The 25935-nt window shown below is 43.1% G+C and carries 24 protein-coding genes and 4 pseudogenes; 26 read left to right on the top strand and 2 right to left on the bottom strand.

Translation table 11 applies throughout. The annotated features are described in order from the left end of the window. Nucleotides 1-27: 27 nt before the first annotated feature. The 8 genes and pseudogenes from rsmB to spoVM all read left to right on the top strand — a co-directional run. Nucleotides 28-1292 (top strand): annotated as a pseudogene (rsmB, locus tag JCM19038_RS23370) (16S rRNA (cytosine(967)-C(5))-methyltransferase RsmB); the annotation flags it as partial. Next, entirely contained in the window at nucleotides 1276-2373 is a 1098-nt protein-coding gene (rlmN, locus tag JCM19038_RS05680; RefSeq protein ID WP_042360222.1) for a 23S rRNA (adenine(2503)-C(2))-methyltransferase RlmN, read from the top strand. The pseudogene rsmB and the gene rlmN, both read left to right, overlap by 17 nt. Before the next feature lie 2 nt (nucleotides 2374-2375). Further along, on the top strand, nucleotides 2376-3116 hold the full coding sequence (locus tag JCM19038_RS05685) for a Stp1/IreP family PP2C-type Ser/Thr phosphatase (RefSeq protein WP_255343350.1): 741 nt from the start codon (nucleotides 2376-2378) through the stop codon (nucleotides 3114-3116). After that, a complete protein-coding gene (locus tag JCM19038_RS23375; RefSeq protein ID WP_052361121.1) occupies nucleotides 3113-3370 on the top strand; it encodes a hypothetical protein in 258 nt (85 codons plus the stop codon). Before JCM19038_RS05685 ends, JCM19038_RS23375 begins: the two co-directional genes overlap by 4 nt. After that, nucleotides 3328-5073: a Stk1 family PASTA domain-containing Ser/Thr kinase gene (pknB, locus tag JCM19038_RS05690; protein ID WP_238554300.1), complete on the top strand. Its 1746-nt coding sequence runs from the start codon at nucleotides 3328-3330 to the stop codon at nucleotides 5071-5073. The genes JCM19038_RS23375 and pknB overlap by 43 nt, the downstream gene beginning before the upstream one ends. A gap of 12 nt (nucleotides 5074-5085) precedes the next feature. Continuing rightward, on the top strand, nucleotides 5086-5949 hold the full coding sequence (rsgA, locus tag JCM19038_RS05695) for a ribosome small subunit-dependent GTPase A (protein WP_042415526.1): 864 nt from the start codon (nucleotides 5086-5088) through the stop codon (nucleotides 5947-5949). Nucleotides 5950-5953: 4 nt separating this feature from the next. Continuing rightward, a complete protein-coding gene (gene rpe, locus JCM19038_RS05700) occupies nucleotides 5954-6601 on the top strand; it encodes a ribulose-phosphate 3-epimerase (protein ID WP_042415527.1) in 648 nt (215 codons plus the stop codon). 115 nt (nucleotides 6602-6716) lie between these two features. Continuing rightward, a complete protein-coding gene (gene spoVM, locus JCM19038_RS05705) occupies nucleotides 6717-6797 on the top strand; it encodes a stage V sporulation protein SpoVM (protein WP_042415530.1) in 81 nt (26 codons plus the stop codon). Between the two features lie 73 nt (nucleotides 6798-6870). On the opposite strand, the gene rpmB is transcribed toward spoVM, so the two are convergent. Further along, a complete protein-coding gene (gene rpmB, locus JCM19038_RS05710) occupies nucleotides 6871-7059 on the bottom strand; it encodes a 50S ribosomal protein L28 (protein WP_042360224.1) in 189 nt (62 codons plus the stop codon). Between the two features lie 165 nt (nucleotides 7060-7224). On the opposite strand from rpmB, the gene JCM19038_RS05715 reads away from it, so the two are divergent. The 12 genes and pseudogenes from JCM19038_RS05715 to rnc all read left to right on the top strand — a co-directional run bounded on the left by JCM19038_RS05715 (nucleotide 7225) and on the right by rnc (nucleotide 18353). Further along, nucleotides 7225-7587, top strand: a complete 363-nt coding sequence (locus tag JCM19038_RS05715) for an Asp23/Gls24 family envelope stress response protein (protein WP_042360225.1) — start codon at nucleotides 7225-7227, stop codon at nucleotides 7585-7587. Between the two features lie 51 nt (nucleotides 7588-7638). Next, nucleotides 7639-9287 (top strand): annotated as a pseudogene (locus tag JCM19038_RS05720) (DAK2 domain-containing protein). Between the two features lie 22 nt (nucleotides 9288-9309). Beyond that, complete coding sequence (locus tag JCM19038_RS05725) at nucleotides 9310-10176, top strand: DegV family protein (protein WP_042415533.1); 867 nt, start codon at nucleotides 9310-9312, stop codon at nucleotides 10174-10176. Between the two features lie 10 nt (nucleotides 10177-10186). Continuing rightward, nucleotides 10187-10849: an L-serine ammonia-lyase, iron-sulfur-dependent subunit beta gene (sdaAB, locus tag JCM19038_RS05730; protein ID WP_042360226.1), complete on the top strand. Its 663-nt coding sequence runs from the start codon at nucleotides 10187-10189 to the stop codon at nucleotides 10847-10849. A 21-nt stretch (nucleotides 10850-10870) separates the two neighbouring features. Continuing rightward, a pseudogene (gene sdaAA, locus JCM19038_RS05735) lies at nucleotides 10871-11757 on the top strand (L-serine ammonia-lyase, iron-sulfur-dependent, subunit alpha). After that, the gene (gene recG / locus JCM19038_RS05740; protein WP_373902487.1) at nucleotides 11754-13787 is read left to right on the top strand and encodes an ATP-dependent DNA helicase RecG; all 2034 of its coding nucleotides are present in this window, start codon (nucleotides 11754-11756) and stop codon (nucleotides 13785-13787) included. Before sdaAA ends, recG begins: the two are co-directional and overlap by 4 nt. Nucleotides 13788-13864: 77 nt before the next feature. Further along, the gene (gene fapR, locus JCM19038_RS05745; protein ID WP_042360228.1) at nucleotides 13865-14422 is read left to right on the top strand and encodes a transcription factor FapR; all 558 of its coding nucleotides are present in this window, start codon (nucleotides 13865-13867) and stop codon (nucleotides 14420-14422) included. 37 nt (nucleotides 14423-14459) lie between these two features. Then, nucleotides 14460-15455 (top strand): phosphate acyltransferase PlsX, encoded by a 996-nt coding sequence (plsX, locus tag JCM19038_RS05750; RefSeq protein ID WP_042415539.1) that lies wholly within the window; start codon nucleotides 14460-14462, stop codon nucleotides 15453-15455. Between the two features lie 5 nt (nucleotides 15456-15460). After that, the gene (gene fabD, locus JCM19038_RS05755) at nucleotides 15461-16405 is read left to right on the top strand and encodes an ACP S-malonyltransferase (RefSeq protein WP_042415542.1); all 945 of its coding nucleotides are present in this window, start codon (nucleotides 15461-15463) and stop codon (nucleotides 16403-16405) included. Between the two features lie 4 nt (nucleotides 16406-16409). Beyond that, nucleotides 16410-17156 carry a 3-oxoacyl-[acyl-carrier-protein] reductase gene (fabG, locus tag JCM19038_RS05760; protein WP_042415544.1) on the top strand — a complete coding sequence of 249 codons (747 nt, stop codon included), beginning with the start codon at nucleotides 16410-16412 and terminating at the stop codon, nucleotides 17154-17156. 111 nt (nucleotides 17157-17267) lie between these two features. After that, nucleotides 17268-17504 (top strand): acyl carrier protein, encoded by a 237-nt coding sequence (gene acpP, locus JCM19038_RS05765; protein ID WP_042360232.1) that lies wholly within the window; start codon nucleotides 17268-17270, stop codon nucleotides 17502-17504. A gap of 84 nt (nucleotides 17505-17588) precedes the next feature. Then, nucleotides 17589-18353, top strand: coding sequence for a ribonuclease III (gene rnc, locus JCM19038_RS05770; RefSeq protein WP_042415546.1), 765 nt, complete (start codon nucleotides 17589-17591; stop codon nucleotides 18351-18353). Between the two features lie 45 nt (nucleotides 18354-18398). Here rnc and JCM19038_RS05775 read toward each other — a convergent pair whose 3' ends face one another. Continuing rightward, nucleotides 18399-18629, bottom strand: a complete 231-nt coding sequence (locus JCM19038_RS05775) for a DUF1128 domain-containing protein (RefSeq protein WP_042415548.1) — start codon at nucleotides 18627-18629, stop codon at nucleotides 18399-18401. Nucleotides 18630-18752: 123 nt separating this feature from the next. On the opposite strand from JCM19038_RS05775, the gene smc reads away from it, so the two are divergent. The 6 genes and pseudogenes from smc (at nucleotide 18753) to JCM19038_RS05805 (ending at nucleotide 25906) form a co-directional block, all read left to right on the top strand. Next, the gene (smc, locus tag JCM19038_RS05780) at nucleotides 18753-22337 is read left to right on the top strand and encodes a chromosome segregation protein SMC (protein WP_042415551.1); all 3585 of its coding nucleotides are present in this window, start codon (nucleotides 18753-18755) and stop codon (nucleotides 22335-22337) included. Between the two features lie 20 nt (nucleotides 22338-22357). Next, nucleotides 22358-23338, top strand: coding sequence for a signal recognition particle-docking protein FtsY (gene ftsY, locus JCM19038_RS05785; RefSeq protein WP_042415554.1), 981 nt, complete (start codon nucleotides 22358-22360; stop codon nucleotides 23336-23338). A 197-nt stretch (nucleotides 23339-23535) separates the two neighbouring features. Continuing rightward, nucleotides 23536-23856: a putative DNA-binding protein gene (locus tag JCM19038_RS05790; RefSeq protein ID WP_042415558.1), complete on the top strand. Its 321-nt coding sequence runs from the start codon at nucleotides 23536-23538 to the stop codon at nucleotides 23854-23856. Between the two features lie 13 nt (nucleotides 23857-23869). Further along, nucleotides 23870-25230 (top strand): annotated as a pseudogene (ffh, locus tag JCM19038_RS05795) (signal recognition particle protein). 160 nt (nucleotides 25231-25390) lie between these two features. Beyond that, nucleotides 25391-25663, top strand: coding sequence for a 30S ribosomal protein S16 (rpsP, locus tag JCM19038_RS05800; RefSeq protein WP_042360234.1), 273 nt, complete (start codon nucleotides 25391-25393; stop codon nucleotides 25661-25663). A gap of 12 nt (nucleotides 25664-25675) precedes the next feature. Next, nucleotides 25676-25906 (top strand): KH domain-containing protein, encoded by a 231-nt coding sequence (locus JCM19038_RS05805; RefSeq protein ID WP_042415561.1) that lies wholly within the window; start codon nucleotides 25676-25678, stop codon nucleotides 25904-25906. Nucleotides 25907-25935 lie beyond the last annotated feature (29 nt).

Below are 25935 nucleotides of genomic sequence, written 5' to 3' on the forward strand. Positions count from 1 at the left end.
CTATAGCATCTAGCACTTGATGAACAACTTAAAACCCATCAGTTATCGGCTGTGGATCAACGGTTTGTAACAGAGGTGGTTTATGGTACGATAAAACGATTGAATACGATTGATTATCTTTTAAATGGTGTAATGAAAAACAAAGTCCACAAAAGTGATCAACGAATTCAAGTCATTCTACGAATGGCAGTTTACCAAATGTTTTATTTGGATCGCATTCCCGAACGAGCAGCAATTCACGAAGCAGTTGAGCTTTCAAAACAATGGGGGAGAGTTGGTCTTAAAGGTTTAATCAACGGCGTTTTACGTTCGTTGTCAAGACAAGGGCTTCCTGACTTTTCTTCCATTACACCAAGTTCTAAACGAATTGCGATTGAAACATCTCACCCAGAATGGCTCGTTAACCGTTGGATCAACGCTTACGGTGAAGAAGAAACGATGCGTTTATGTGCAACGAACAGCGAACGGGGTAAAACGACGATTCGAGTGAATTTAAGGGTTACGACTGTAGAAGCTGTTCAAACAGAGCTTTTGGAAGAAGGAATTGAAACGGTTAAAGGTGAACTAGCGACAGAGAGCTTGATCGTCACAAAGGGCGTCGTCACAAAAAGTGCCGCGTTCAAAGAAGGACGACTTAGCATTCAAGATGAAAGCTCCATGCTCGTGGCAAGAGCACTAAACCCAAAACCTTCGATGAAGATGTTGGATACGTGTGCAGCTCCAGGCGGTAAAACGATGCATGCTGCCGAATTAATGAACGATGAGGCGAGATTATTGCCAATGATGTGCATGCTCATAAAAAGCGTCTGATTGAAAAAGAAGCAAACCGACTGCAACTTTCAATTGTTCATGCAACGACTGAAGACGCGGTGAATCTTGCTAAAACGTATCAAGATGTGCGGTTTGATCGTATTTTAGTTGATGCCCCGTGTAGTGGACTTGGCGTGCTTCGAAGTAAGCCAGACATTAAATGGAATACAGATGAAAAAGAGATTCGGAAATTGCCAGCATTACAGCTTGATATTCTAAACGCTGCGTCCAAACTGCTTAAAGATGACGGAGTGCTCGTATATAGCACGTGTACGATTTTGCCAGAAGAGAACGAACACGTCGTTCAAGAGTTTCTAAAGAACAATGAAGACTTTACTCACGATGAATCATTACAAGAACGAATAAAGATACAAAGTAAAAATCAAGGATATACAACGATCTTGCCACATCAATATGGCAGTGACGGATTTTTTATTTGTGCAATGAAGAAGGGAAGTGCTCGTCATGGAAACGAGAACTAAAAAGCGAGATATTACGAAAACAGCAACAGATGGAAAACGATCAATTCTTTCATTAACGTTTGAGCAATGGGAAGAATGGATGAAAGAAAACAAAGAACCAAAGTTCCGTGCAAAGCAAATTTTTGAATGGTTGTATCGGAAGCGTGTCGAATCAATTGATGAAATGACCAATCTATCGATTACACTTCGAGATAAACTAAAAGAAGAATTTCGATTTACGAGGTTAAAAGAAGTGCTTCGTCAAACATCTGTTGACGGTACAGAAAAGTTTCTTTTTGAGTTACACGATGGATACTCAATCGAGACTGTATTAATGCGTCATGATTACGGAAACAGCATTTGTGTAACAACACAAGTTGGGTGTCGTCTTGGGTGTACGTTTTGTGCATCAACTCTCGGTGGCTTAAAGCGAAATCTTGAAGCGGGTGAAATTACAGCACAAGTATTAGACGTGCAACGTGCCCTTGATGCAAAAGGTGAGCGAGTCGACTCAATTGTCGTGATGGGTATTGGTGAGCCATTTGATAACTATGAGAATCTAATGGGCTTTCTTAGAGCAGTGAATCATGATGAAGGACTTAACATTGGTGCTCGTCACATTACGGTCTCAACGAGTGGAATGGTGCCTAAAATCTACAAATTTGCTGATGAAGGAATGCAAATCAATTTTGCGATTTCCCTCCATGCGCCAAACGATGAAATCCGCGGTCGCTTAATGCCGATTAACAAAGCATTCCCAGTGAAAAAGCTAATGGAGTCAATTAAGTATTACCAAAAGACGACGAAGCGTCGTGTTACATTTGAGTACGGTCTATTTGGTAAGGTGAACGACCAAGTTGAGCATGCTGAAGAGTTAGCTGAGCTCATTAAAGACCTTAAATGTCACGTGAACCTCATTCCGGTTAATGACGTTGTTGAGCGTGATTATGTGCGTACGAGCCGCGAAGATATTTTTGAATTTGAACGTACGTTAAAAGAAAAAGGAGTACTCGTCACAATCCGTCGTGAACAAGGGCATGATATTGATGCTGCTTGCGGACAATTACGCGCAAAAGAACGCGCTGAAGAAACGAAGGTGTGAGTGTGAAAGTTGAGCTTCGAAGTGATGTAGGTAAGATGAGAGAACATAATGAAGATGTATGTGATTATTTTCTCTCAGATGATCTTCTTCTCGCAGTTGTAGCTGATGGCATGGGTGGCCATAAAGCTGGAGATGTTGCGAGTGAACTTGCCATTCAAACGTTAAGAGAAGCATGGAAGAAACAAGCACCACATGCAACAGAAGAAGCCATGACATCATGGCTTCTTCATACGATTACAGACGCAAATAAACGCATCTATGAGCAATCGCTGACGAATACAGAAATGCGTGGCATGGGTACGACGATTGTCTGTGCACTCATAACCGAATCTGAAATGATTAGTGCTCACGTTGGTGATAGCCGCTTATACGTAAAAAAAGAACACCATATCTCACAAGTGACTCATGACCATACACTCGTAAATGAACTTTACCGTCAAGGTCAGATTTCAGAAGAAGAAGCCAAAAATCACCCACAAAAAAATGTCGTCACACGCGCACTCGGCACAGAGAACCAGTGTAACATTGATGTGTTGCAGCATGAATTAAGCGATACGGACACCATTATTTTGTGTTCGGATGGGCTTAGCGACAAGCTATCAAACGATGATTTCGACGTTGTCTTAAATCAAGATAATCGTTTAGAAGATAAAGCCGATCAACTATTGCAACTTGCTCTTGACCGTGGTGGCGAAGACAACATTACGTTCATTCTCATAGACAAGGGAGCGAACGAACTATGATAGGGTCACGGATTGACGGTCGTTATGAAGTCATTGAAGCCATCGGTGGTGGCGGAATGGCAAACGTTTACCGAGCGCGAGATGTTATTTTAGAGCGTGATGTTGCTGTGAAGGTTTTACAACCTCAATATACACACGACGAAGCATTTATACGTAGGTTTAGACGTGAAGCTCAGGCGGCGACCAGCTTAATTCATCCAACGTTGTTGACATTTATGATGTTGGTGAAGAAGATCAAACGTTTTACATCGTGATGGAATACGTTGGTGGCAGTACATTAAAAGAAAAAATAGTTCGAGAAGGTGCACTTCCGTTTCAAGAAGTACTCCAAATCTTTGATCAAATTTCTTCAGCGATTGCGTATGCCCATGACCAAGGAATTGTTCACCGTGACGTTAAGCCACACAACATCCTTCTTGATGAAGATGGCACGGTAAAAGTAACGGATTTTGGGATTGCAAGAGCGGCCTCAGCGGCGACGATTACACATACGAATTCTGTCCTCGGTTCTGTTCATTATTTATCTCCTGAACAAGCACGTGGTGGGGCGGTTACGTTAAAAGCGGACATTTATGCTTTAGGCGTTGTGCTTTATGAAATGATTACCGGGACATTGCCGTTTGATGCAGATTCTGCGGTTTCAATTGCACTCAAACATTTGCAAGAGAAGATTCCGAACGCAAAAGCGTTGCGCCCTGATTTACCAGAGAGCATGAACAATATCATTCGTAGAGCGACTGCGAAAGATCCGTTGTTGCGTTATGAGACGGTACACGACATGTTGCATGATGCAAAAACGGCGTTGTTACCAGAACGGATGAATGAGGCGCCACTTGAACTTGATGATCAAAGTGAAGAAGAAACAAAAGTGCTACCCGTATTAAGCGATCAACAATCTTCTGAAGAAACAATTGTCGCTCCAAGTGAACAAACAGACCAACAAGAAAATGATACAAAAGCAAATGAGCCTAAGAAAAAGTCAAAACGTAAGCGTTGGTTGTTTCCATTACTCGCATTTCTAATCATTGTACCGACAGCGCTCGTGCTAGGATTTATGGTCATTCCGTCTTGGTTTGCTGTAGACGAAGTGCAAGTGCCTGATGTTGTTGGTACGAATTACGAAGAAGCAGAACAGTTGTTAGAAGAGCATGAACTAATCGTTACAATTGAGCGAGAATATCACGATGAAGTTGAACGTGATGTTGTCTATTACCAAGACCCAAGAGCGGGAAGAAATGTGAAAGTTGAAAGTGCGATTACACTTCGAGTGAGTGATGGTCCGGAAACGGTTGAAATGCAAGACTTAACAGGAATGAGTGTAGAGGATGCGCTTGATCTTCTTGAAGAACTAGACATAGACGTTGAGATGACGAGTGAGCCTTCTGATGAGCAACCACCAGGGTACGTCATCAGCCAGACACCTGAGGCTGGTGATGAGGTCATTCAAGACGAGCTATCGGTTCAACTCGTATACAGTGAAACACCACAAATGACACTCGGAGACCTTACAGGATCGAGTGAGCAAGCGGTGCGTAATTACCTTGAATCTCATCAATTGTCAGGTTCATTTGATCGTGAATACTCAGAAACTGTGCCAGAAGGGCAAGTGATTACTCATGAGCCAGGACCGTACGTTACGATTGATGAAGGGTCTGACGTGACATTCGTGATTTCTAATGGTGAACCGCCTGTCGAAGAGGAAGAAACGCAAACTCGCTATGCGGAGATCCCCGTAAATGTGACCGACCCAGAAGCTGGACAGTCGTATGACATTCGCATTGAATTTACAGATAGAACGACAGGGGACGACCCAGAAATTTTCGTTGAGGAAGAGATAACAGAATCGACCGAATATCTCGTTCCTTTTGAAGTGAGCAAGAGTATACCGGGGACGTACGCGTTGTATATTAACGACGAAGAAATGCAATCCAATACGCTAGAGTTCGAAGAAGACTAAGGAGGAGATTCGTTGCAAGCAGGCCAAATTATAAAAGCCGTCGGTGGATTCTACGATGTTTTACATGATGGAGAGGTTACGCGTTGTCGGGCACGTGGATTGTTTCGTAAGCAGAAGATTAAACCGCTCGTTGGTGACTTTGTCACGTTTGAAGAGGAATATGTTCAAACGGTCGAATCGAGATCAAATGAGATGCATCGTCCACCGATTGCCAATGTCAATCAAGCACTACTCGTTATGTCTTCGACGAAACCGGAGTTTAGTACGTATTTACTAGATCGATTGCTCGTCCATACAGAAGCGATGGAAGTTGAATCGGTCATCATCATTTCGAAAATGGACCTTGCAAGTGAAGAAATAAAGCGAGAAGTTCAAAGCAAAGCAAGTCGATATGAATCACTCGGTTATACAGTCGTTTATACGCCAGGTGATGACGATCTTGACGTTATTCGAGAACAATTGAAAAACCGCACCACCGTCGTTGCGGGGCAGTCTGGCGTTGGTAAATCAACGCTATTAAATCGTGTTGATGTCTCATTAGACCTGCAAACAGGTGAAATCTCGCAACAATTATCAAGGGGGAAACATACGACGCGTCACGTTGAGTTATTGCAAACGTGTGGAGGTCAAGTCGCAGATACTCCCGGCTTTAGCTCCCTTGATTTTACGGGGATTGACCTTGATGTTTTGGCAGATAGCTTTCTTGAAATCTATGAGGTGTCCAAAGATTGTAAGTACCGAGGCTGTACGCATCGCAGAGAAGATGGTTGTGCAGTAAAGGCTGCGGTTGAAACCGATGAAATTGCACCGTATCGATACGACAATTATTTGGCATTTTACAACGAAAAAGAAGAAGAAGAAAAGCGGAGGTTTTAACACAATGGCAATGATCGCACCGTCAATCCTTTCAGCGGATTTTAAACAACTAGGCAACGACATCGAGGCAGTGAGCAATGCGGACTATATCCATGTAGACGTAATGGACGGAAAGTTCGTTCCTAACATTACAATTGGTCCTCTCATTGTTGATGCGGCAAAACGCTCAACATCACTACCACTTGATGTTCATTTAATGATTGAAGATCCAGATCGGTACGTTGAAGACTTTGTCAAAGCCGGCGCAGACATCATTACGGTTCATGTAGAAGCATGTACTCACTTGCACCGGACGATTCAACTCATTAAAAGCCATGGTGTTAAAGCGGGGGTTGCTTTAAATCCACATACTCCAGTAGCGATGATTCAACATGTGATTGAAGACGTAGACCTCGTCTTGTTAATGACGGTTAACCCTGGGTTTGGTGGGCAAAGTTTTATTCAAGCTGTGTTACCTAAGATTGCTGAAGTACGTAAATTTGCAAATGAAGTGAACGAAGAGTTGCTTATTGAAGTTGACGGAGGCGTTAACGAAGAAACGGCAAAACAATGTGTAGAACACGGAGCAAATTTGCTCGTGGCAGGTTCACACATTTATAAACAAAGTGACCGCAAGCAGGCGGTGGAACGGCTTAAAAGCATAACCGAGTAATTTTTTATAAAAACGATGTACTATTTCCTTCTGGGTGAATATACATATAGAAGAATCCGTATGTGCCCGTCAGTGTTTGTCTTCGGAAAAAGCTGGCCTTCAAGGAGGAATTGGAATGAAATTTTATACGATTAAGCTTCCGAAGTTTTTAGGTGGGGTTGTTCGCGCGATGCTGAACTCATTTAAAAAAGAGTAACCCCCAAAAAAGAAAAGCACCGCTAAGCGGAGCTTTTTCTTTTTTTCATTTTATAAAAACCGGTAAGTAGCGCTTAGACGCGCTCTACTTTACCGGCTTTCAACGCTTTTGCAGATACATATACTCGTTTAGGTTTCCCGTCAACTAGAATACGAACCTTTTGGACATTTGCGCCCCAACGGCGTTTTGACGAGTTGTTCGCGTGGGAACGGTTATTACCGCTTGATGGTCCACGACCCGTAACAAAACATTTACGTGCCATCAGAATCCCTCCTTTATTTACTTCTCCCTTACTTGCACTCGAACATCTTAGCATAAAAATATGGAAGAAATCAATATAGATTTATGAACAGTTGCTTTATAAAAGCTGAAAAATATAGTAAACTGTCGATAGTTATCATTACTGATGGATGAAAGGAGGATGGCTATGGCCTTAGAAATGAATTCTCAACTAGGTTCCATTGACATCTCAAAAGAAGTAGTTGCAACCGTTGCAGGAGGTGCAGCAACAGACTGTTATGGGATTGTAGGCATGGCCTCTCAAAAGCAGATCAAAGACGGAATCTCTGAGCTTTTAAAGCGTGACAATTTCTCACGTGGGGTTGTCATCCGTGAAAACGAGGGAGATCTTATGATTGATATGTATATCATCGTAAGCTATGGCACTAAGATCTCTGAAGTTGCTTACAACGTACAATCAAAAGTGAAATATCAACTAGAAAAATTACTGGGACTACAAGTAGAATCTGTGAATATCTTCGTTCAAGGTGTTCGCGTTTCTAATCCGTAACGGTTGGACTAAATGAGGTGTGTATAAGTGTCAAATACAATTAACGGCCAGATGCTTCTGGCCATGTTTAATGAGGGAGCAGTCGCTTTAGAGAAACACGCAAAGCGAGTTGACGCTCTAAATGTCTTTCCTGTACCAGATGGTGATACTGGAACGAATATGAGCCTTACAATTCGATCTGGCGTGAAAGAAATGAAACAGCAAGATGCAACGAGTGCAAACCAAGTTGCAAAAACGTTCTCTAAAGGTTTATTAATGGGAGCACGTGGAAATTCGGGTGTCATTTTGTCACAGCTATTCCGTGGTTTTGCAAAAGGCATTGAGCATGATCAAGTGCTTGACGGACAAGCGCTTGCTAAAGCGTTCGACGGAGGCGTTCAGACGGCTTATAAAGCGGTTATGAAACCTGTTGAGGGGACAATCTTAACGGTTGCTAAAGATGCAGCTGAGAAAGCGACCAAGTCTGCAAAGAAAACGAAGGATGCAGAACAAGTACTTGTCGATGCGATTGAAGAAGCGAAAGCTTCACTTGAGCGCACACCTGATTTACTTCCTGTACTCAAAGAAGTAGGTGTCGTCGATTCAGGCGGTCAAGGACTCGTCTACATCTATGAAGGTATGCTACGTGCAATGCGCGGAGAAACGACAGCAGATGACGCTCCAGAGCAAGCGACGATGGAAGAGCTCGTTCATGTTGAACACCACAACATTCAAGGTGACATGAATCCAGAGGATATTGAATTTGGATACTGTACTGAAGTGATGGTTCGCTTTAGCGATGACAAAACGAACGAGTCACCCTACGTTGAAGAAGATTTCCGCAATACGTTAAGCCAATACGGCGATTCTCTTCTAGTCGTAAGTGATGAAGATATTATTAAGATTCATATTCATGCTGAACATCCAGGTTTCATCATGAACGAGGCACAAAAGTACGGGGATCTTATTCACGTTAAAGTGGACAACATGCGTGACCAGCATGCTGCACTTTCAAATGAACCTAAGAAAACTGAACCGCCCGTTCCGAAAAAACTCAAGAAGAAGCTGAGTTTGCTATGATTGCCGTTGCCATGGGTGAAGGAATTCGTGATCTATTCAAGAGTGTCGGTGTAGACATCGTGATCGAAGGTGGTCAAACGATGAACCCGAGTACGGAGCAGTTGACGAATGCAATTAAAGAAACACACGCAAAGCATGTGTTTTTAATTCCAAACAACAGCAACATCATTATGACAGCCGAGCAAGCAGCTGAAGTGAGTGATCGTGATGTTCGTGTCATCCCTACGAAGTCTGTTCCTCAAGGATTAAGCGCGCTGTTTTCGTTTAATGCAATGAACGATGCCGATCGCAACCAAAAAGAAATGACGGAGAGCATTTCTCAAGTGAAAAGCGGTCAAATTACAAAATCAATTCGTGACACAGCGATTGATGGCATAGACATTAAGAAAGACGACATCATGGGCCTTGTTGAGAACAAAATTGTAAGCTCAGGAGACTCTTTAGAAGAGACACTCATTTCTGTGACAAGCCAAATGGTAGACAACGATACAGAGATGGTAACGATCATTAGTGGTGAAGAAGCAGAAGCGTCTTGTACGGATGCGCTCGTCTCGTACATCGAAGAGAAGTTTCCAGAAGTTGAGACCGAAGTGCATGAAGGGAAACAACCGCTTTACCATTACATTATTGCTGCTGAATAAAAGATAAGAGGGGATGGATGATATGACACGTGTAAAGATTGTTACGGACAGTACGGCTGATATTCCGAACGCGCTCGCTGAAGAACTAGACATTACCGTTATTCCACTAAAAGTAAACTTTTCAGCGGATGAGACGTATCTTGATGGAATTGAATTAAGTCCGACTGCCTTTTATGAGAAGTTACAACAAGCGAATCAAATGCCAACAACTTCTCAACCTTCACCGTATGATTTTGAAAAGCTTTACAGCGAAATCTACGATGAATCAGAAGAAGATACCGTCATATTTTCCATTCATCTGTCTTCTAAATTGAGCGGTACGTATCAAGCTGCAACGATCGCTGCCTCAGAAGTAGAAGACAAAATTAACGTGCATGTGATTGATTCAAAACGAGCGAGCTATTCTATTGGCATCATCGTCGCTGATGTTGCGAAGCTTGCTATTGAAGGCGCTGATCAAAAGGCAATTCAAGACCGTATTGACGTTCTGCTAAATGAAACATCGGTATACTTTATGGTTGAAACACTTGAGTATTTACAAAAAAACGGTAGAATCGGTAAAGCACAAGCACTTATTGGATCCTTATTAAAAATGAAACCGATTTTATCTCTTTCGAAAGAAGGAGAAGTCTACCCGTTTGAAAAAGCTCGTGGCCGTAAAAAAGCAATCGATAAAATTGTAGAAACGTTACAAGAAACATACAAAGACCAACCGGTAGACATCGGATTAAGTCATGCGGTTGCTCCTGAAGTTGGCGACACGGTTTTAGAAGAAATTAAAGCTCGGTTAAACACTCAATCGACAGTTAAGACAGAAATCGGTGCGGTAATTGGTACTCATGTTGGTCCGGGAACTGTTGCCGTGATGGTCACTCCTACAAAAGCGTAAGGGGATTGTTATGAAATATCGTAGTGTTACAGAGATTATTGGTCCAATCATGGTTGGACCGTCCAGCTCACATACTGCAGGTGCTGCTAGAATCGGACGTCTTGCAAGACTGCTTTTTGATGGTCAACCGAAGCGTGTGAACATTCATTTATACGGCTCATTTGCGAAAACGTACAAAGGTCACGGTACTGACGTGGCGTTAATCGGTGGATTGCTCGACTTTGATACGTTTGATGAGCGAATTCGCGATGCAAAGGAACATGCAAGCAATGCAAACATGCGTGTACGCTTTCATGAAGAAGAAGCCATTCCTGACCATCCAAATACGGTCAAGCTACGCCTTGAATCCGACGACAATGCGATGGAACTTGTTGGAATTTCAATCGGTGGCGGTAAGATTGAGATTATTGAGTTAAACGGATTTGCTTTACAATTAACCGGACATCATCCAGCACTTCTAATTGTTCATCAAGACCGGTACGGAGTCATTGCAAATGTGGCAAACGTACTAGCGCTTCATAAAGTGAACATTGGTCATATGAAAGTCTCACGAAAAGAAAAAGGGCGAGAAGCTCTCATGGTCATTGAAGTTGATCAAACGGTCACAGATGAGATTATGACATCACTTGAAAAACTTGAGCATGTAGACCAAGTCGCAAAACTTCACGAATAAATGATTGAGAGGTGGACGTTCATGTTTCGAAACGTCGCAGAGTTAATCGAATTGACTAATAGAGATGGAATCTCCATTTCAGAAGTATGATTCAACAAGAGACCGAGGTGACAGGTCGTTCAAGGGAAGCCGTCTTAACGGATATGGATGAGAAGCTCACGATTATGGAAGAAGCCGTAAGACGTGGCATTGAAGAAGATGTGAAATCTGTTTCAGGACTCACCGGTGGAGACGGAAAGAAGCTTGAGAAGTATATCGAAAATGGCAACGGTCTAAGCGGTGATACACTTTTACGCGCAGTGAGTCGTGCAATGGCAACAAACGAAGTGAATGCAGCAATGGGAATGATTTGTGCGACACCAACAGCCGGCTCCGCTGGAGTCGTCCCAGGAACGTTGTTTAGTCTTAAAGACAAATTAAACCCAACTCGTGAAGCGATGCAACGCTATTTATTGACTTCAGGTGCATTTGGTCTTGTCGTTGCGAACAATGCTTCGATTTCGGGAGCTGCGGGTGGTTGTCAAGCAGAAGTCGGTTCTGCAGCAGGTATGGCAGCGGCAGCTGCTGTAGAGCTTGCAGGCGGTACACCGAAGCAATCTGCTGAAGCAATGGCAATGGCACTTAAAAATATGCTAGGACTCGTTTGCGACCCGGTTGCAGGACTCGTTGAAGTACCTTGTGTCAAACGAAACGCAGCAGGTGCGTCGATTGCAATGGTAGCAGCTGATATGGCGCTTGCCGGAATCGAAAGCCGCATACCTTGTGACGAAGTAATTGATGCGATGTATCGCATCGGTGAGAGTATGTCAGAAACGTTAAAAGAAACTGCTTTAGGTGGGCTTGCTGCGACACCTACAGGCAAAGCGCTCGAATCACAGATTTTTGACCTTTCTGCTGAGCGTACATGATGAAAACACCCGTCTCCTCGCTAAAAGGAATCGGTAAAGAAAGTGCCAAAGACCTCGAGCGCCTTGGCATTTTCTTTATTTCTGATCTTCTAGCACATCTTCCTTATCGCTATGAAAACAAAGAAGCACAACCGGTTGAACAGCTCGTTCATGATGACAATGTGACCGTTGAAGGAGTTGTAATCGGTGAAGCGAGAGTAAGTTACTACGGAAGAAAGAAAAACCGATTGAATTTTAAAATGAACAGCGGGGGACACGTGTTGAACGTTGTAGCGTTTAACCGTGCCTTTTTAAAAAGCAAATTGCAAAACGAAGTCGCAATTACTGTGTCAGGGAAGTGGAATCGGCACCGAGCTCAAATTACCGCTCAATCCATTGAAGTTGGACAAGTAGAAAAGAAAAGGCCGTATGCCCCAATCTACGCCTTATCTGGAAGATTAACGACACGCCAGCTGACGCAATGGACAGATGATGCGCTAGCGATGACCGATGCGTTTCCGCCAGAGCGATTGCCAGAGGCTTTGTTAGAGCGATATAAATTACCGGCGATCATCGATACGATTCAACAATTGCATCGACCGACGGACAAAGAATCTTTAAAACATGCAAGAAGACGTTACATATACGAAGAGTTTCTGCTGTTTCAACTGCGCATGCAAGCGTATAAACGTTCAGTACGTCAACATGAACAGGCAACACCACTTCAAGAGGATGTAGCTAAAGTAAAGGCGTTTATGGAGACTTTGCCATTTGCGCTTACACAGGCACAAAAGCGCTCACTTGATGAAATTGTTCATGATTTGCACCAACCGTATCGAATGAATCGCTTACTACAAGGGGACGTAGGTTCTGGTAAAACAGTCGTGGCAGCGATTGCAATATATGCAGTTATTACTGCGGGGAAAACGACAGCATTAATGGTGCCAACGGAGATTCTAGCTGAGCAACATTATGAATCGCTTCAAGAACTCTTTCGTGAATTCGACGTTTCAATTCGTTTGCTGACGGGCTCCACGAAGAAGTCTGAACGAAAACAAACGATTGAAGCATTAGAAGCAGGTCAGGTGAATTTAGTAATTGGAACCCACGCGCTCATTCAACCTGACGTCCCAATTCCAAATCTCGGGCTCGTCGTAACCGATGAACAACATCGATTTGGCGTGAATCAAAGACGTGCATTGAAAGAAAAAGGCAGCCCAGATGTGTTGTTCATGACCGCAACGCCCATTCCGAGAACGCTTGCGATTACAGCATTTGGTGATATGGACGTATCAAGAATTGATGAGCAACCCGTAGGGCGTAAACCGGTAGAAACGTATTGGGCGAAGCATGATATGTTCGAGCGAGTCATTACGTTTATAGAAAAAGAAATTCGTGCCGGACGTCAAGCATATGTAATTTGTCCATTAATTGAGGAGTCAGAGCAACTAGACGTACAAAATGCCATAGATTTGTATGAGCAATTGCAACAGATTCTTCCTAGCGTTTCCGTTGGACTCGTGCACGGTCGTCTCTCAAACGATGAGAAAAACGGCACGATGGAACGGTTTTTTAGTAATCACGTACAATTGCTCGTTTCTACAACGGTCGTTGAAGTCGGTGTAAACGTTCCGAATGCGACTTGTATGCTGATTTATGATGCGGATCGCTTTGGATTAGCCCAGCTGCACCAGCTAAGAGGTCGAGTCGGTCGTGGAGATGCGCAATCGTACTGCATTTTGCTATCAGATCCAACGTCTGAAACAGGAAAAGAACGAATGAAGATTATGACCGAAACAACAGATGGTTTTGTGTTAGCAGAAGAAGATTTAAAGCTTCGAGGTCCTGGTGACTTACTTGGTAAGAAACAGAGCGGTATGCCTCACTTCCGTTTAGCAGATCCTGTCCATGATTACCGAGCCCTTGAGACAGCAAGACAAGACGCACAAACGCTCATACAGTCCGATGCGTTTTGGGCCGACGCTGAGTACGAGGCGTTACGTAACTATTTATCCGATACAGGAGCGCTTTCTGGAGAGAAACTCGATTAAAGATTTGTTGATTTTCTCTCCAGATTGTTGCAAACTACTATTAGGACCTAGTCATAGAAATGCGGTGCTTATTATTCATGAGAAAACCAAAGCATGTTCGTAAAGCTGAACTGAAGGAAACGATTCAAAACAATCCATTCATCACAGACGAAGCATTGGCTACGTCCTTTAATGTTAGCATTCAAACAATTCGACTAGATCGCTTAGAACTTGGTATACCAGAACTTCGTGAGCGATTAAAAGACGTCGCAAGACAACACCATGATGAAGTAAAAGCGTTAACAGATGAAGAAGTAATCGGTGAAGTCATTGATTTACAACTTGATGAGACAGCGATTTCAATCATGGAAATTCGAGAAGAACATGTATTTACGAGAAATGGAATTGCTCGTGGGCATCATTTGTTTGCACAAGCAAATTCACTAGCTGTGGCCATCATTAACGATGATTTCGTCGTAACAGGTCGTGCTAATGTACGTTTTTCAAAACCAGTAAAAGCAACAGAACGAGTCGTTGCCAAAGCAAAAGTTACCGCTCAAGACGACAAATGGACAACCGTAATCGTTGAAAGTTATGTCGATCAACGACGAGTATTTTCTGGGGAATTTCAAATGGCAAGAGGACATCAAGACTAAAGTGATGAAGGTTGAACTGATAAAAGGAGCTTAAAGCATGAAGATTGCAGTAGACGCTATGGGCGGTGACAACGCCCCTAAAGCTCAAGTGGCTGGCGCAATGGCAGCTGTTAAAGCATTTGACCAAATTTCGATTGTTCTCGTCGGTGACGAGGCGCAAATTAACGAACATTTAAATGCGCATCCAAGAATTGAAATTTTGCATACCGATGAAGTCATTACAAACGAAGATGCACCAACGCGTGCGGTGCGTCGTAAAAAGAACTCATCAATGGTTCTTGCTGTTCGGGAAGTACGGGAAGGCCGCTGTGATGCATGTATTTCTGCAGGCAACACAGGTGCGCTTATGACGGCAGGACTTCTTCACGTTGGGCGAATTGACGGGGTGGAGCGTCCAGCACTTGCGCCGATGTTACCGACGATTGATGGCGAAGGATTCTTGCTTTTAGACGTTGGTGCGAACATTGAAGCGAGAGCGGAACACTTGTATCAGTACGGTGTTATGGGTGACGTTTATTTACGACAAGTGAAAAATCGTAAAACGCCTCGCATCGGTTTATTAAACGTTGGAACAGAAGAAGGAAAAGGCAACGAGTTAGCAAAGGCTGCCTTTGAACAACTGCAAGGCGGAAAGTTCGAATTCGTTGGCAACGTTGAAGCAAGAGACGTATTAAACGGTGTTTGTGACGTTGTTGTCTGTGATGGATTCTCGGGGAACATCCTTCTAAAAACGATTGAAGGAACTGCTGAATCATTGTTCACGATCTTAAAGGCAGAGCTAACCTCAACGACAATGAACAAATTAGCAGCAGGAGTTTTGAAGCCTTCGTTTAAAAATATAAAAGAGAAGATGAGTTATTCTCACTATGGTGGTGCTGGATTGTTCGGGCTTAAAGCGCCAGTCATTAAAGCTCACGGCTCATCAGACCATACAGCGATTTATCACGCAGTAAGGCAAGCTATGCAAATGATCGAAGAAAAAGTTCCAGAAGTCATCGCAAAAGAATTAAGCGATACGTCAGAGAAGGAGTGATTCACATGCGGAAGTTTGCGTTTTTGTTTCCTGGACAAGGGTCTCAAGTCATTGGAATGGGACTAGATGCGAAACAGACGAATGAATCATCGAAAAACGTCGTGGATGTTGCTGATCGTGTGTTACAATTTCCACTTTCGAAGCTCATGGAAGAAGGACCTGAAGAGGAACTAAAGCAAACGTCAAATGCACAACCAGCGCTTGTTACGACGAGCATTGCTGCTTTGCAACTTGTTAAGGGGCTCAATGTTACCCCGTCGTTTGTAGCAGGTCATAGTTTAGGAGAGTACAGCGCTCTCGTTGCCGCAGGTGTTTTAACGTTTGAAGATGCGGTTGCGGTCGTTCGTAAGCGTGGACAGTTCATGGAAGCAGCAGTTCCGAACGGAACAGGTACGATGGCAGCAGTTATGGGTGGTACGCGCGAGGATTTAAAAGCGGTCTGTGAAGCGGTAACTGCTGATGGTGAAGCAGTGCAAATGGCAAATGTTAACGCACCTGGTCAAGTCGTTATTTCAGGGACGACGGCGGGTGTGAAGACGGTCGGTGAACGAATGAAAGAAAAAGGTGCGAAGCGTACGATCCCATTGAATGTGAGTGGGCCATTCCACTCTGAATTGATGGAACCTGCTGCAAATGAGCTGGAAAAAGAGTTAGCTAGCATTCCATTTCGAGATGCAACCATTCCAGTCATTACAAATGTATCCGCAACAGGAGAACAATCAGGCGAACGGTTAAAAGCAGGACTCGTCAAGCAAATGACATCCCCTGTTCTTTGGGAAGACTCGATTCGCTATATGATTGGTGAAGGCGTCAATACATTTGTTGAAGTAGGAAGTGGACAAGTACTATCAGGACTTGTGCGCAAAATTGACCGCAAAAGTGTGGACGTTGTCTCTTTGCATACGAACGACGATGTAGAGAAACTAAACGCGTTACTTCAGGAGGTTTAATCTATTGAAATTGCAAGGAAAAAAGGCATTAGTCACCGGCGCATCTAGAGGAATTGGGCGAGCAATTGCGATTCAACTGGCAAGTCTAGGTGCCGATGTAGCGATTAACTATTCAGGCAATCAAGCGAAGGCAGAAGAAACAAAGGCAAGCTGTGAAGCTCACGGTGTACGAGCGATTACAATTCAAGCAGATGTTTCTGATGAAACACAAGTGAAAGAAATGTTCAAAACGGTCACGGATGAATTCGAACGCATTGATTTACTCATTAACAATGCGGGGATTACACGTGACAATCTGGTTATGCGTATGAAATCAGAAGATTGGGATGACGTGATGAACACGAACGTAAAGGGGGTGTTTCTCTGCTCGAAGGCGGCATCTAGACCGATGATGAAGCAACGCGAAGGTGTTATTGTCAACATCGCCTCTGTCGTTGGGTCAATTGGAAATCCAGGTCAAGCGAACTACGTTGCGGCAAAAGCAGGTGTTGTCGGATTGACAAAAACGCTTGCGAAAGAGTTCGCAAGTCGTAACATTCGTGTGAATGCTGTTGCACCAGGCTTTATTGCAACTGAAATGACGGATGAATTGCAAGATGAAACAAAATCAGCATTACTTGAACAAATCCCACTTGCTACACTTGGTGAGCCAGAAGATGTTGCACGTGTTGTATCCTTTTTATGTGGAGAGGATAGTCGCTATATGACAGGACAAACGTTGCATGTTGATGGCGGCATGTATATGGGGTAAGACAAACCTCTCTAGTTTTTTACTAGAAAATCATCTATAATGACAATGGTTACATTCAATTAAATAAACAATCGAATTAAAAACACGAATGAAAGTCTAGGAGGAATTATCATGGCAGAAACAAATACATTAGAGCGCGTAACGAAAATCATCGTTGATCGTCTAAGTGTGGAAGAGTCAGAAGTGAAAATGGAGTCAACGTTTAAAGAAGATCTAGGTGCAGATTCACTTGATGTTGTTGAACTTGTAATGGAACTTGAAGATGAGTTTGACCTTGAGATCTCAGATGAGGAAGCGGAGAAGATTGCGACGGTTGCTGATGTCGTCAACTACATAGATGCACAGTAACCCTTTCCTTTCAGACAAGTTCTGCACATCGCAGAGCTTGTTTTTCCCGTTTTCTGATTGAACTTTTTAAAGGAGTAGATGAAAATGAGTCAACAGTCAGGGCGTAAACGAAAGGCTGAGAAGAAATACAGTGTAAGTGATGCGCATGCGAAAAAGTTCCAAACGATGCTAAGTTCCCTATCGGTTACGTTTATTGATCAACAATTGCTGTATCAAGCATTTACACATTCTTCGTACGTGAATGAACAACGCTTTCGTGCAGACCAAGATAACGAACGGTTAGAGTTTTTAGGGGATGCGGTGTTAGAGCTTGCAGTATCTCAACATTTATTCAAGCGTTTTCCACTCATGCAAGAAGGAGAAATGACGAAGCTAAGAGCTGCTGTTGTGTGCGAACCTTCATTGTTTGAGCTTGCTGAGCGACTTGAGTTCGGATCATTAATTTTCCTCGGTAAAGGTGAAGAGATGAGTGGCGGTCGCAATCGACCTGCAATGCTTGCAGACGTTTTTGAAGCGTTTGTCGGTGCGTTGTATTTAGACCAAGGGATGGATGCAGTATACGCATTTCTTGAAGAAACCGTCTATCTAAAGATTGAAACGGGTAGTTACACGGACGTCATGGACTTTAAAAGCCAATTGCAAGAATTTGTGCAACAAGAAAGTAGCGGACGGATTAGTTACCAAATTGTTGCTGAGCAAGGACCTGCCCACAACCGTGAATTTGTCGCAAAAGTGTTCATAAACGAAACGAGTTACGGTGAAGGTACAGGAAAGACTAAAAAAGCTGCAGAACAACACGCTGCACAAAAAGCACTAACTTTATTAAGTAAAAAAGTAGCGAATAAATGACAATCACCTTAAAACGTAATGGTTTAAGGTGATTGTACGGTTGACCTATTTTTTTGCTTTAATTGCCCCGAGTTCTGATACGAGTGCATCAATTTCTCTTACGCTTAAATTCGGATGACTAACAACATAGTCATACACGTCTTTAATGTCTTCGTATTGATTAAGTGAGTAGTACTCAGGATCAAGAACAACTCGGTTTACTACTTTTAGTCGTTCCTGCAACTTTTCAAACATGTAAGTCAAATTCTCATGTGTAGCATGATCTAAATTCGTCATGGATGGCCTCCCTTTCCATTCTATTTTAGAGGCGATTTTCATGTTTGAAAAGGTGAGATTACAAAAAAGTCGTCAGATGGAACGAGAATAAGCACGACGTTAGAAAGAATTGAGGGTAAAGCCATGTATTTAAAAAGGCTAGAAATATCAGGGTTCAAATCATTTGCAACTCCGTTAAAGATTGATCTAGACCCGGGAGTGACAGCGATTGTAGGGCCAAACGGGAGCGGAAAAAGCAACGTTTCGGACGGGGTCCGCTGGGTACTTGGCGAACAATCTGCGAAACAGTTGCGCGGATCAAAAATGGAAGACATTATTTTTGCAGGTAGTGAATCGAGAAAGAAAGTGAACCTTGCAGAAGTAACGCTTGTTTTGGATAACGAAGACGGACATATGAGCTCTGAGTACGCTGAGATTAGTATGACGAGACGGTTGTTTCGAACAGGTGAGAGTGAATACTATTTGAACGGCACCGCCTGCCGTCGCAAAGACTTACTTGATCTACTCATCGATTCAGGACTCGGTAAAGAAGCGTATTCGATGATTGGACAAGGAGAAGTTGAAAAGATCCTCTCTTCAAAACCAGAAGAACGTCGCGTCATGTTTGAAGATGCTGCTGGCGTTTTGAAATACAAATCAAGAAAACAACAATCAGAGAAAAAACTTACGGAGACGAAAGATAATCTTCAGCGTGTTGAAGATATATTAAGTGAACTTGAACAACAAATCGAACCCCTTGAGCGTCAAGCATCTACTGCAAAAGAGTACGTCGAAAAGCGTGAGGAATACGAGAAGTTAGACATCTCGTTACTTAGTTTTGATATTGATGATAAACATGGGCAATGGACGAGTAAAAAAAACAAACTCCAAACCTTACAAGCAACTTTAGAGACAAAAGGTGCACAACTTGAAAAAAGCGTTCAAGAACAAGACGATGTAAAAGCATTGCTCAAACAAATTGACCAACAATTAGAAGAGAGTCAAAAAGAACTTCTAGAAGTGAGTGAGCGTTTAACTCAATTAGAAGGTCATCGTGAGCTCATGAATGAGCGAGGTTCAAACGCACACGTGAGGCTTGAGGAACTCGAGCAAAGAATGATGGCAATTGAGACGAGTTGGCAAGAGTCCAAGAAATCACTTGATGCTGAAGCAAAACAACTTGAAGATAAAGAAGCAAATGATGCAAAGCTCGAAAAGCGTTGGAACACGATACAAAAAGAAATGAGCAAAACACAAGAAGATTTCGAGACAGAGCTTGAAGCGCTTAAAACGACGTATATCGATGTGTTAAATGAACAAGCTGCACTAAAAAACGAAATGCGTTATCGAAAAGAACAACAGGAAAAAGTCAAGCGGCGAATGGATACACTTGATGAAGAACATTCAGGTGCCAAGGATTCGCTTGAAGAAAAACAAACGAATTTCGATCACTTGCAAAAGCAAATCGAATCACTAGAAACGAAGCAACAAACCGTTCTTGAAGACGTGGAAGAGTCAAAGCAACACGTTGAGAAGATCCAAGAACATAAACAGAAACAAAGCGATCATCTTCATCGTGGCTACCGAAGTTATGAAGATGTGAAAGCACGGATTGACTTACTTGAGAGAATGGAACAAGAACACGCAGGGTTTTTCCAAGGGGTAAAGGCTGTCATGCAAGGTAGAGAACACGGTCAACTCTCAGGTGTACTCGGTCCAGTCGCTTCACTCATTCATGCTACGAAGAAATTCGAACTTGCAATCGAGACTGCACTTGGTGGGGCGCTACAACATATTGTCGTAGACACCGATCAAAATGGACGAAAAGCAATTGCTTACTTAAAAGCTAAAAAGCAAGGAAGAGCAACGTTCTTACCTCAAAATGTTATGAAGCCAAGGTTTGTTCAATCGAGCACGCTAAAAAAACTTGAGCAACAACCTGGATTTGAGTGTGTAGCAACTGCAGCGGTTTCAAATGAGCACCACGTTCAAAACGTCATTGACCACTTATTAGGTGGCATTATCATTGCAAGTGACTTAGAGAGTGGACAAGCAATTGCTAAAGTGAGTGAGTTTAGGCACCGCATCGTAACGTTAGACGGCGACGTCATTAACCCAGGCGGTTCAATGACCGGAGGTAGTGAAAAGAAAAAAGGCCAAGAGTTACTCGGTCGCAAACGTGAGCAAGGAGAATTGCTTGAGAAAAAGCGTGATATTGAAGCCGCAATCTCTGACTTGGAACAAAACGTAAAAGATAAAACGAACGAATATAATGAAGCCATGCAGTTGTTGCAAACAAAAGAGTTAACGCTTGAAGAACTAGTCGATTCACTACAACGAGCGAAAGAAGAGTTGCATCTCCAAAGACAAGGGCTGCAACAAAAGCAATCTGAACACTCCTTGTATGTAAAAGAAAAAAGCGTGCTTGACCAAGAGCTTTTACAATGGACAGAAGAGAAGGAAACGAATGAACAAAAAGCGATTGAGCTCTCAGAACGCTCCACGTCGTTAGAGCAAGAGATTAATGAAAAAGAAGCTGAGAAAAAACGACAAGCACTTTCAGAGAAAGAAATGCAAGAGCAAGTGACGTTGCTTCGAATTGAACGCGCCAAGCAAAAAGAACAACTCGACCATCAAAAACAGACTGTAAAACGATTGCAAACTGAGGTGAGCGAGCAACAGCGAGAGTTAGTTAACATTAAAGAAGAACGCGAGGCATTGACGTACCGTCTTGAAGACGTTTCAGGTGGGTCGTCAACGATTGATGAAGACATTGAAAAGACACGTGAAAGCAAAGAAAAGTGGCACACGTATGTTGAAGCGAAACGTAAAGAGCGTGAAGAAACAAACGAAAAGCTTGGTTTAGTTGAACAAGCCGTTACGAGGTTCGATAGCGAGTACCGCGAGACCGATCAACAAAGACAGCACATTGAGCTCGTCACAGAGCGACTCGATGTTGAGCTTGATCATCTTCTTGATCGTTTACAAGGAGAATACGAGTTAACGTACGAAGCAGCCAAAAAGAAACGTGATCGTGAGCTTCCGGTTGAAGACGCTAGAAAGCGGCTCAAGTTATTAGAGCGTGGCATTGAAGAACTCGGTTACGTAAATTTAGGGGCGATTGAAGAATATGAACGCGTGTCTGAGCGTTATCAGTTTCTAAAAACGCAACAAGAAGATTTGCGTGAAGCTAGACAAACGCTCGTTGAAGCCATCCGTGAAATGGATGAAGAGATGACGCGCAAGTTTCGAGAGACGTTCGTGCAAATTCGTGAACAGTTTAAAGAAACGTATCGTGTCATGTTTGGCGGCGGTGAAGCCGATCTCGTTCTAAGTGAACCAGATGACCTTCTAGAAACAGGCATTGATATATTTGCAAGACCGCCGGGTAAGAAAAAACAAGCGTTGTCGTTATTGTCTGGTGGCGAGAAGTCATTAACAGCGATTGCGCTATTGTTTGCGATCTTAAACGTTCGCCCTGTTCCGTTTTGCATTTTAGACGAAGTCGAAGCGGCGCTTGATGAAGCGAATGTCAAACGGTTTGCGGACTACTTGCAACGCTTTTCTGCACAAACTCAGTTTATTGTAATTACCCACCGTAAAGGCACGATGGCAGCGAGTGACTCACTGTATGGTGTGACGATGGAAGAGTCAGGTGTGTCAAGACTCGTCTCTGTAAGATTAGAGGAAGCAGAAATGCTTGAGCCAGCGATGTCAACGAGCAAATAAGAGAGGTAGGATTTTAGCGAATGAGTTTTTTTAAAAAGTTAAAAGATCGCGTAACAAATCAAACAGATTCGGTTACAACGAAATTTAAAGATGGTCTCCAAAAAACGAGAGATTCTTTTTCTGAGAAGATGAACACGTTAGCAGCAAAATACCGCACAGTTGATGAGGATTTCTTTGAGGAGCTTGAAGAGCTACTGATTTCAGCAGATGTTGGTGTAAATACGGTTATGGAGCTCGTGGATGAGCTTCGTGAAACTGCAAAGCTTGAAAATGTGAAAAACAGTGCGGATATTTTACCAGTCATTAGTGAGAAATTAACCGAGAAGCTGGATTTCACAGGAGAGGATTCCGAGCTTTCGATGAATCAAGAAGGCATGACGGTCATTTTATTCGTCGGCGTTAACGGCGTAGGGAAAACGACAACAATCGGGAAACTCGCTCACCATTTTAAAGAGCAAGATAAAAAGGTCGTGCTAGCTGCTGGAGATACGTTTAGAGCGGGTGCGATTGAACAGCTAGGTGTATGGGGCGATCGTGTTGGCGTTGACGTCATAAAGCAAGCAGAAGGTTCAGATCCTGCGGCTGTTATGTATGATGCGATCCATGCTGCAAAATCTAGAGGCGCCGACGTACTTCTTTGTGACACCGCAGGTCGCTTACAAAACAAAGTGAACCTTATGAAAGAACTTGAGAAAGTGAAACGAGTCATTCAGCGCGAAGTGCCGAGTGCACCACATGAAGTGTTGCTCGTTTTAGATGCGACGACTGGACAAAACGCTATGGCACAAGCGAAGCAATTTAAAGAAGCGACAGACGTTTCAGGGATTGTCTTAACAAAGCTTGACGGTACAGCAAAGGGTGGAATCGTACTTGCGATTCGGAATGAACTCGACATTCCGGTGAAGTTTGTCGGCCTTGGTGAAAAAGTCGATGACTTACAACCGTTTGATGCAGAACAGTTTACGTATGGTTTGTTCCAAACACTTGTTGAAGAGAAGTAAGTGAGAAGGAGCGAATAACTTCGTGTAAGTTCATGGATTGAAATTATGAGCAGGACGCTTGTCATACGTCTAGAATTAGATCTTAAAATGTCCGAGAGTTTTTATAGAAACTCTCGGCTGTTTCTTGACACAATCCAAGGGGAATTGTACCATTCTAATTGTAAAGGTTATTCACTTAACAGTAAGGGTGAAGTACAATGCTCGAGAAAACAATGAGAATGAACGCATTGTTTGATTTTTATCATGCATTATTAACAGACAAACAACGGAATTACTTGCAATTGTACTACTACGATGATTATTCCCTCGGAGAAATTTCTGAGTTATACGATGTGAGTCGTCAAGCCGTTTATGATAACATTAGGCGTAGTGAACTTATGCTTGAACAATATGAAGAGAAGCTTCAATTGTTCAGCCGTTATCGTTTGAGAGAAGAGCTTTACAAGAAACTTCGACTAGCGTCTGAAGACAGTGAAGTAATCGCTCTTGTAACAGAGTTAGAAAGTACGGAAGAGTAAGGGGGAGATGACCATCGCCTTTGAAAGTTTAGCTGAACGACTTCAGCAAACGATGCAAAAGATAAAAGGTAAAGGGAAAGTAAGTGAAGCCGACGTCAAAGAAATGGCGCGTGAAGTTCGTCTTGCTTTGCTAGAAGCCGATGTTAACTTTAAAGTGGTTAAACAATTTGTAAACCGCGTAAAAGAACGTGCGGTAGGACAAGAAGTGATGAAGAGTCTTACGCCAGGTCAACAAGTCATTAAAGTGGTTAATGAAGAATTGACTGCGTTAATGGGCTCTGAAGAAAGCAAGATTGAAACGGCACCGAAACCACCGACGGTCATTATGATGGTCGGTTTGCAAGGGGCCGGTAAAACGACGACGACGGCAAAGCTTGCGAATTATTTACGTAAGAAAAAGAATAAAACACCCATGCTCGTTGCAGCGGACATTTATCGTCCAGCAGCGATTGACCAGTTAAACACACTCGGTAAACAACTGGATATGCCCGTGTACTCTGAAGGAACCGATGTAAGCCCGGTAGATATCGTCAAACGCGGTGTTGAAAAGGCGAAGGAAGAGCATCACGACACAGTCATTCTCGATACTGCGGGACGATTGCACGTTGACGAGAACTTAATGGATGAGCTAAAGGAAATGAAAGCTTCTGTGAATCCTGACGAAATTTTACTCGTCGTTGATGCGATGACCGGACAAGATGCGGTAAACGTTTCGGAGCAATTTAATGAACTTCTTGAAATATCAGGTGTCGTTCTTACGAAACTTGACGGTGACACGAGAGGTGGTGCAGCACTTTCAATCCGTGCTGTAACCGAGAAGCCGATTAAATTTGCCGGTATGGGTGAGAAGATTGACCAACTTGAACCGTTCCATCCAGAGCGAATGGCTTCACGAATTCTCGGCATGGGCGATGTGCTTTCACTCATTGAGAAAGCACAAACGAACGTTGATGAAGAGAAGGCGAAGGAACTTGAAGCAAAGCTTCGTAATGCAGACCTCACGTTTGATGATTTTCTAGAACAAATTGATCAAGTGAAAAGCATGGGCCTCTTGAAGACTTGCTTGGCATGTTGCCAGGTGCCAACAAGATGAAGGGCATGAAGAACATGCAAGTCGACGACAGCCAAATTGGCAAAGTCGAAGCGATTGTTCGTTCAATGACTAAGCAAGAAAAGGTCGAACCGAAGATTATAAATGCAAGTCGAAAGCGTCGAATTGCAAAAGGAAGCGGTACGACCGTTCAAGATGTCAATAAGCTTCTTAAACAGTTTGAAGATATGAAGAAGATGATGAAGCAAATGACGTCACAAATGGGCGGAAAAGCTGGTAAACGCAAAGGAAAAGGCGGCATGCAGTTTCCGTTTATGAAGTAATTTAAGCGATTTATGCACTGAAAAGGAAAAACCCTTTACACACTCAAACATTTTGTCTATAATAGGCTAATGTGCGATGATTTCACCATGATCGTGAAGTTATAGGTGACCACTTGTCATCATAAAAAATTTACAACATATAAGTTGGAGGTAATGAATTATGGCTACAAAAATTCGTCTTAAAAGAATGGGATCAAAGAAAAGACCTTACTACCGTGTCGTAGTTGCGGATTCTCGCTCACCACGTGATGGTCGTTTCATCGAAGAGATTGGAACGTACAACCCACTTGTTACAGATAACTCATTTACAGTAAAAGAAGACCGTGCTGTAAAGTGGATGCTTGACGGTGCTAAGCCATCTGACACAGTACGTAACCTATTCTCAACTGCTGGCCTCATGGAGAAAGTCCATGAAGCAAAGAACAGCAAGTAAGCAGGAATACGGATGCTACAAACACTCGTCTTGACCGTTGCCAAAGCACTTGTGGATCATCCTGACGATGTGACTGTTGAAGAGACAGAGCACGATGGAACAACGTTATTAACGCTGTCGGTCCATAAGGACGATGTCGGTAAAGTCATCGGCAAAAATGGTAAAGTTGCAAGTTCGATGCGTTCATTACTTGCTGCTGCCAATCGTGAGAGCGGCAAAGTTCGTCTCAAGATTGCTGATTAAGGACGTGTTGAGGGGAGGCTAAGCCTTCC

Source organism: Geomicrobium sp. JCM 19038 (assembly GCF_000698125.1).
GTDB lineage: Bacteria > Bacillota > Bacilli > Bacillales > Marinococcaceae > Geomicrobium_A.

Excerpts from the sequence above, each read along its gene's own strand:
- rlmN (WP_042360222.1), top strand. The coding sequence starts at position 1,276 with ATGGAAACGAGAACTAAAAAGCGAGATATTACGAAAACAGCAACAGAT.
- JCM19038_RS23375 (WP_052361121.1), top strand. The coding sequence starts at position 3,113 with ATGATAGGGTCACGGATTGACGGTCGTTATGAAGTCATTGAAGCCATC.
- rpe (WP_042415527.1), top strand. The coding sequence starts at position 5,954 with ATGGCAATGATCGCACCGTCAATCCTTTCAGCGGATTTTAAACAACTA.
- spoVM (WP_042415530.1), top strand. The coding sequence starts at position 6,717 with ATGAAATTTTATACGATTAAGCTTCCGAAGTTTTTAGGTGGGGTTGTT.
- rpmB (WP_042360224.1), bottom strand. The coding sequence starts at position 7,059 with ATGGCACGTAAATGTTTTGTTACGGGTCGTGGACCATCAAGCGGTAAT.
- JCM19038_RS05715 (WP_042360225.1), top strand. The coding sequence starts at position 7,225 with ATGGCCTTAGAAATGAATTCTCAACTAGGTTCCATTGACATCTCAAAA.
- JCM19038_RS05725 (WP_042415533.1), top strand. The coding sequence starts at position 9,310 with ATGACACGTGTAAAGATTGTTACGGACAGTACGGCTGATATTCCGAAC.
- sdaAB (WP_042360226.1), top strand. The coding sequence starts at position 10,187 with ATGAAATATCGTAGTGTTACAGAGATTATTGGTCCAATCATGGTTGGA.
- recG (WP_373902487.1), top strand. The coding sequence starts at position 11,754 with ATGATGAAAACACCCGTCTCCTCGCTAAAAGGAATCGGTAAAGAAAGT.
- fapR (WP_042360228.1), top strand. The coding sequence starts at position 13,865 with ATGAGAAAACCAAAGCATGTTCGTAAAGCTGAACTGAAGGAAACGATT.
- plsX (WP_042415539.1), top strand. The coding sequence starts at position 14,460 with ATGAAGATTGCAGTAGACGCTATGGGCGGTGACAACGCCCCTAAAGCT.
- fabD (WP_042415542.1), top strand. The coding sequence starts at position 15,461 with ATGCGGAAGTTTGCGTTTTTGTTTCCTGGACAAGGGTCTCAAGTCATT.
- acpP (WP_042360232.1), top strand. The coding sequence starts at position 17,268 with ATGGCAGAAACAAATACATTAGAGCGCGTAACGAAAATCATCGTTGAT.
- rnc (WP_042415546.1), top strand. The coding sequence starts at position 17,589 with ATGAGTCAACAGTCAGGGCGTAAACGAAAGGCTGAGAAGAAATACAGT.
- JCM19038_RS05775 (WP_042415548.1), bottom strand. The coding sequence starts at position 18,629 with ATGACGAATTTAGATCATGCTACACATGAGAATTTGACTTACATGTTT.
- smc (WP_042415551.1), top strand. The coding sequence starts at position 18,753 with ATGTATTTAAAAAGGCTAGAAATATCAGGGTTCAAATCATTTGCAACT.
- ftsY (WP_042415554.1), top strand. The coding sequence starts at position 22,358 with ATGAGTTTTTTTAAAAAGTTAAAAGATCGCGTAACAAATCAAACAGAT.
- JCM19038_RS05790 (WP_042415558.1), top strand. The coding sequence starts at position 23,536 with ATGCTCGAGAAAACAATGAGAATGAACGCATTGTTTGATTTTTATCAT.
- rpsP (WP_042360234.1), top strand. The coding sequence starts at position 25,391 with ATGGCTACAAAAATTCGTCTTAAAAGAATGGGATCAAAGAAAAGACCT.
- JCM19038_RS05805 (WP_042415561.1), top strand. The coding sequence starts at position 25,676 with ATGCTACAAACACTCGTCTTGACCGTTGCCAAAGCACTTGTGGATCAT.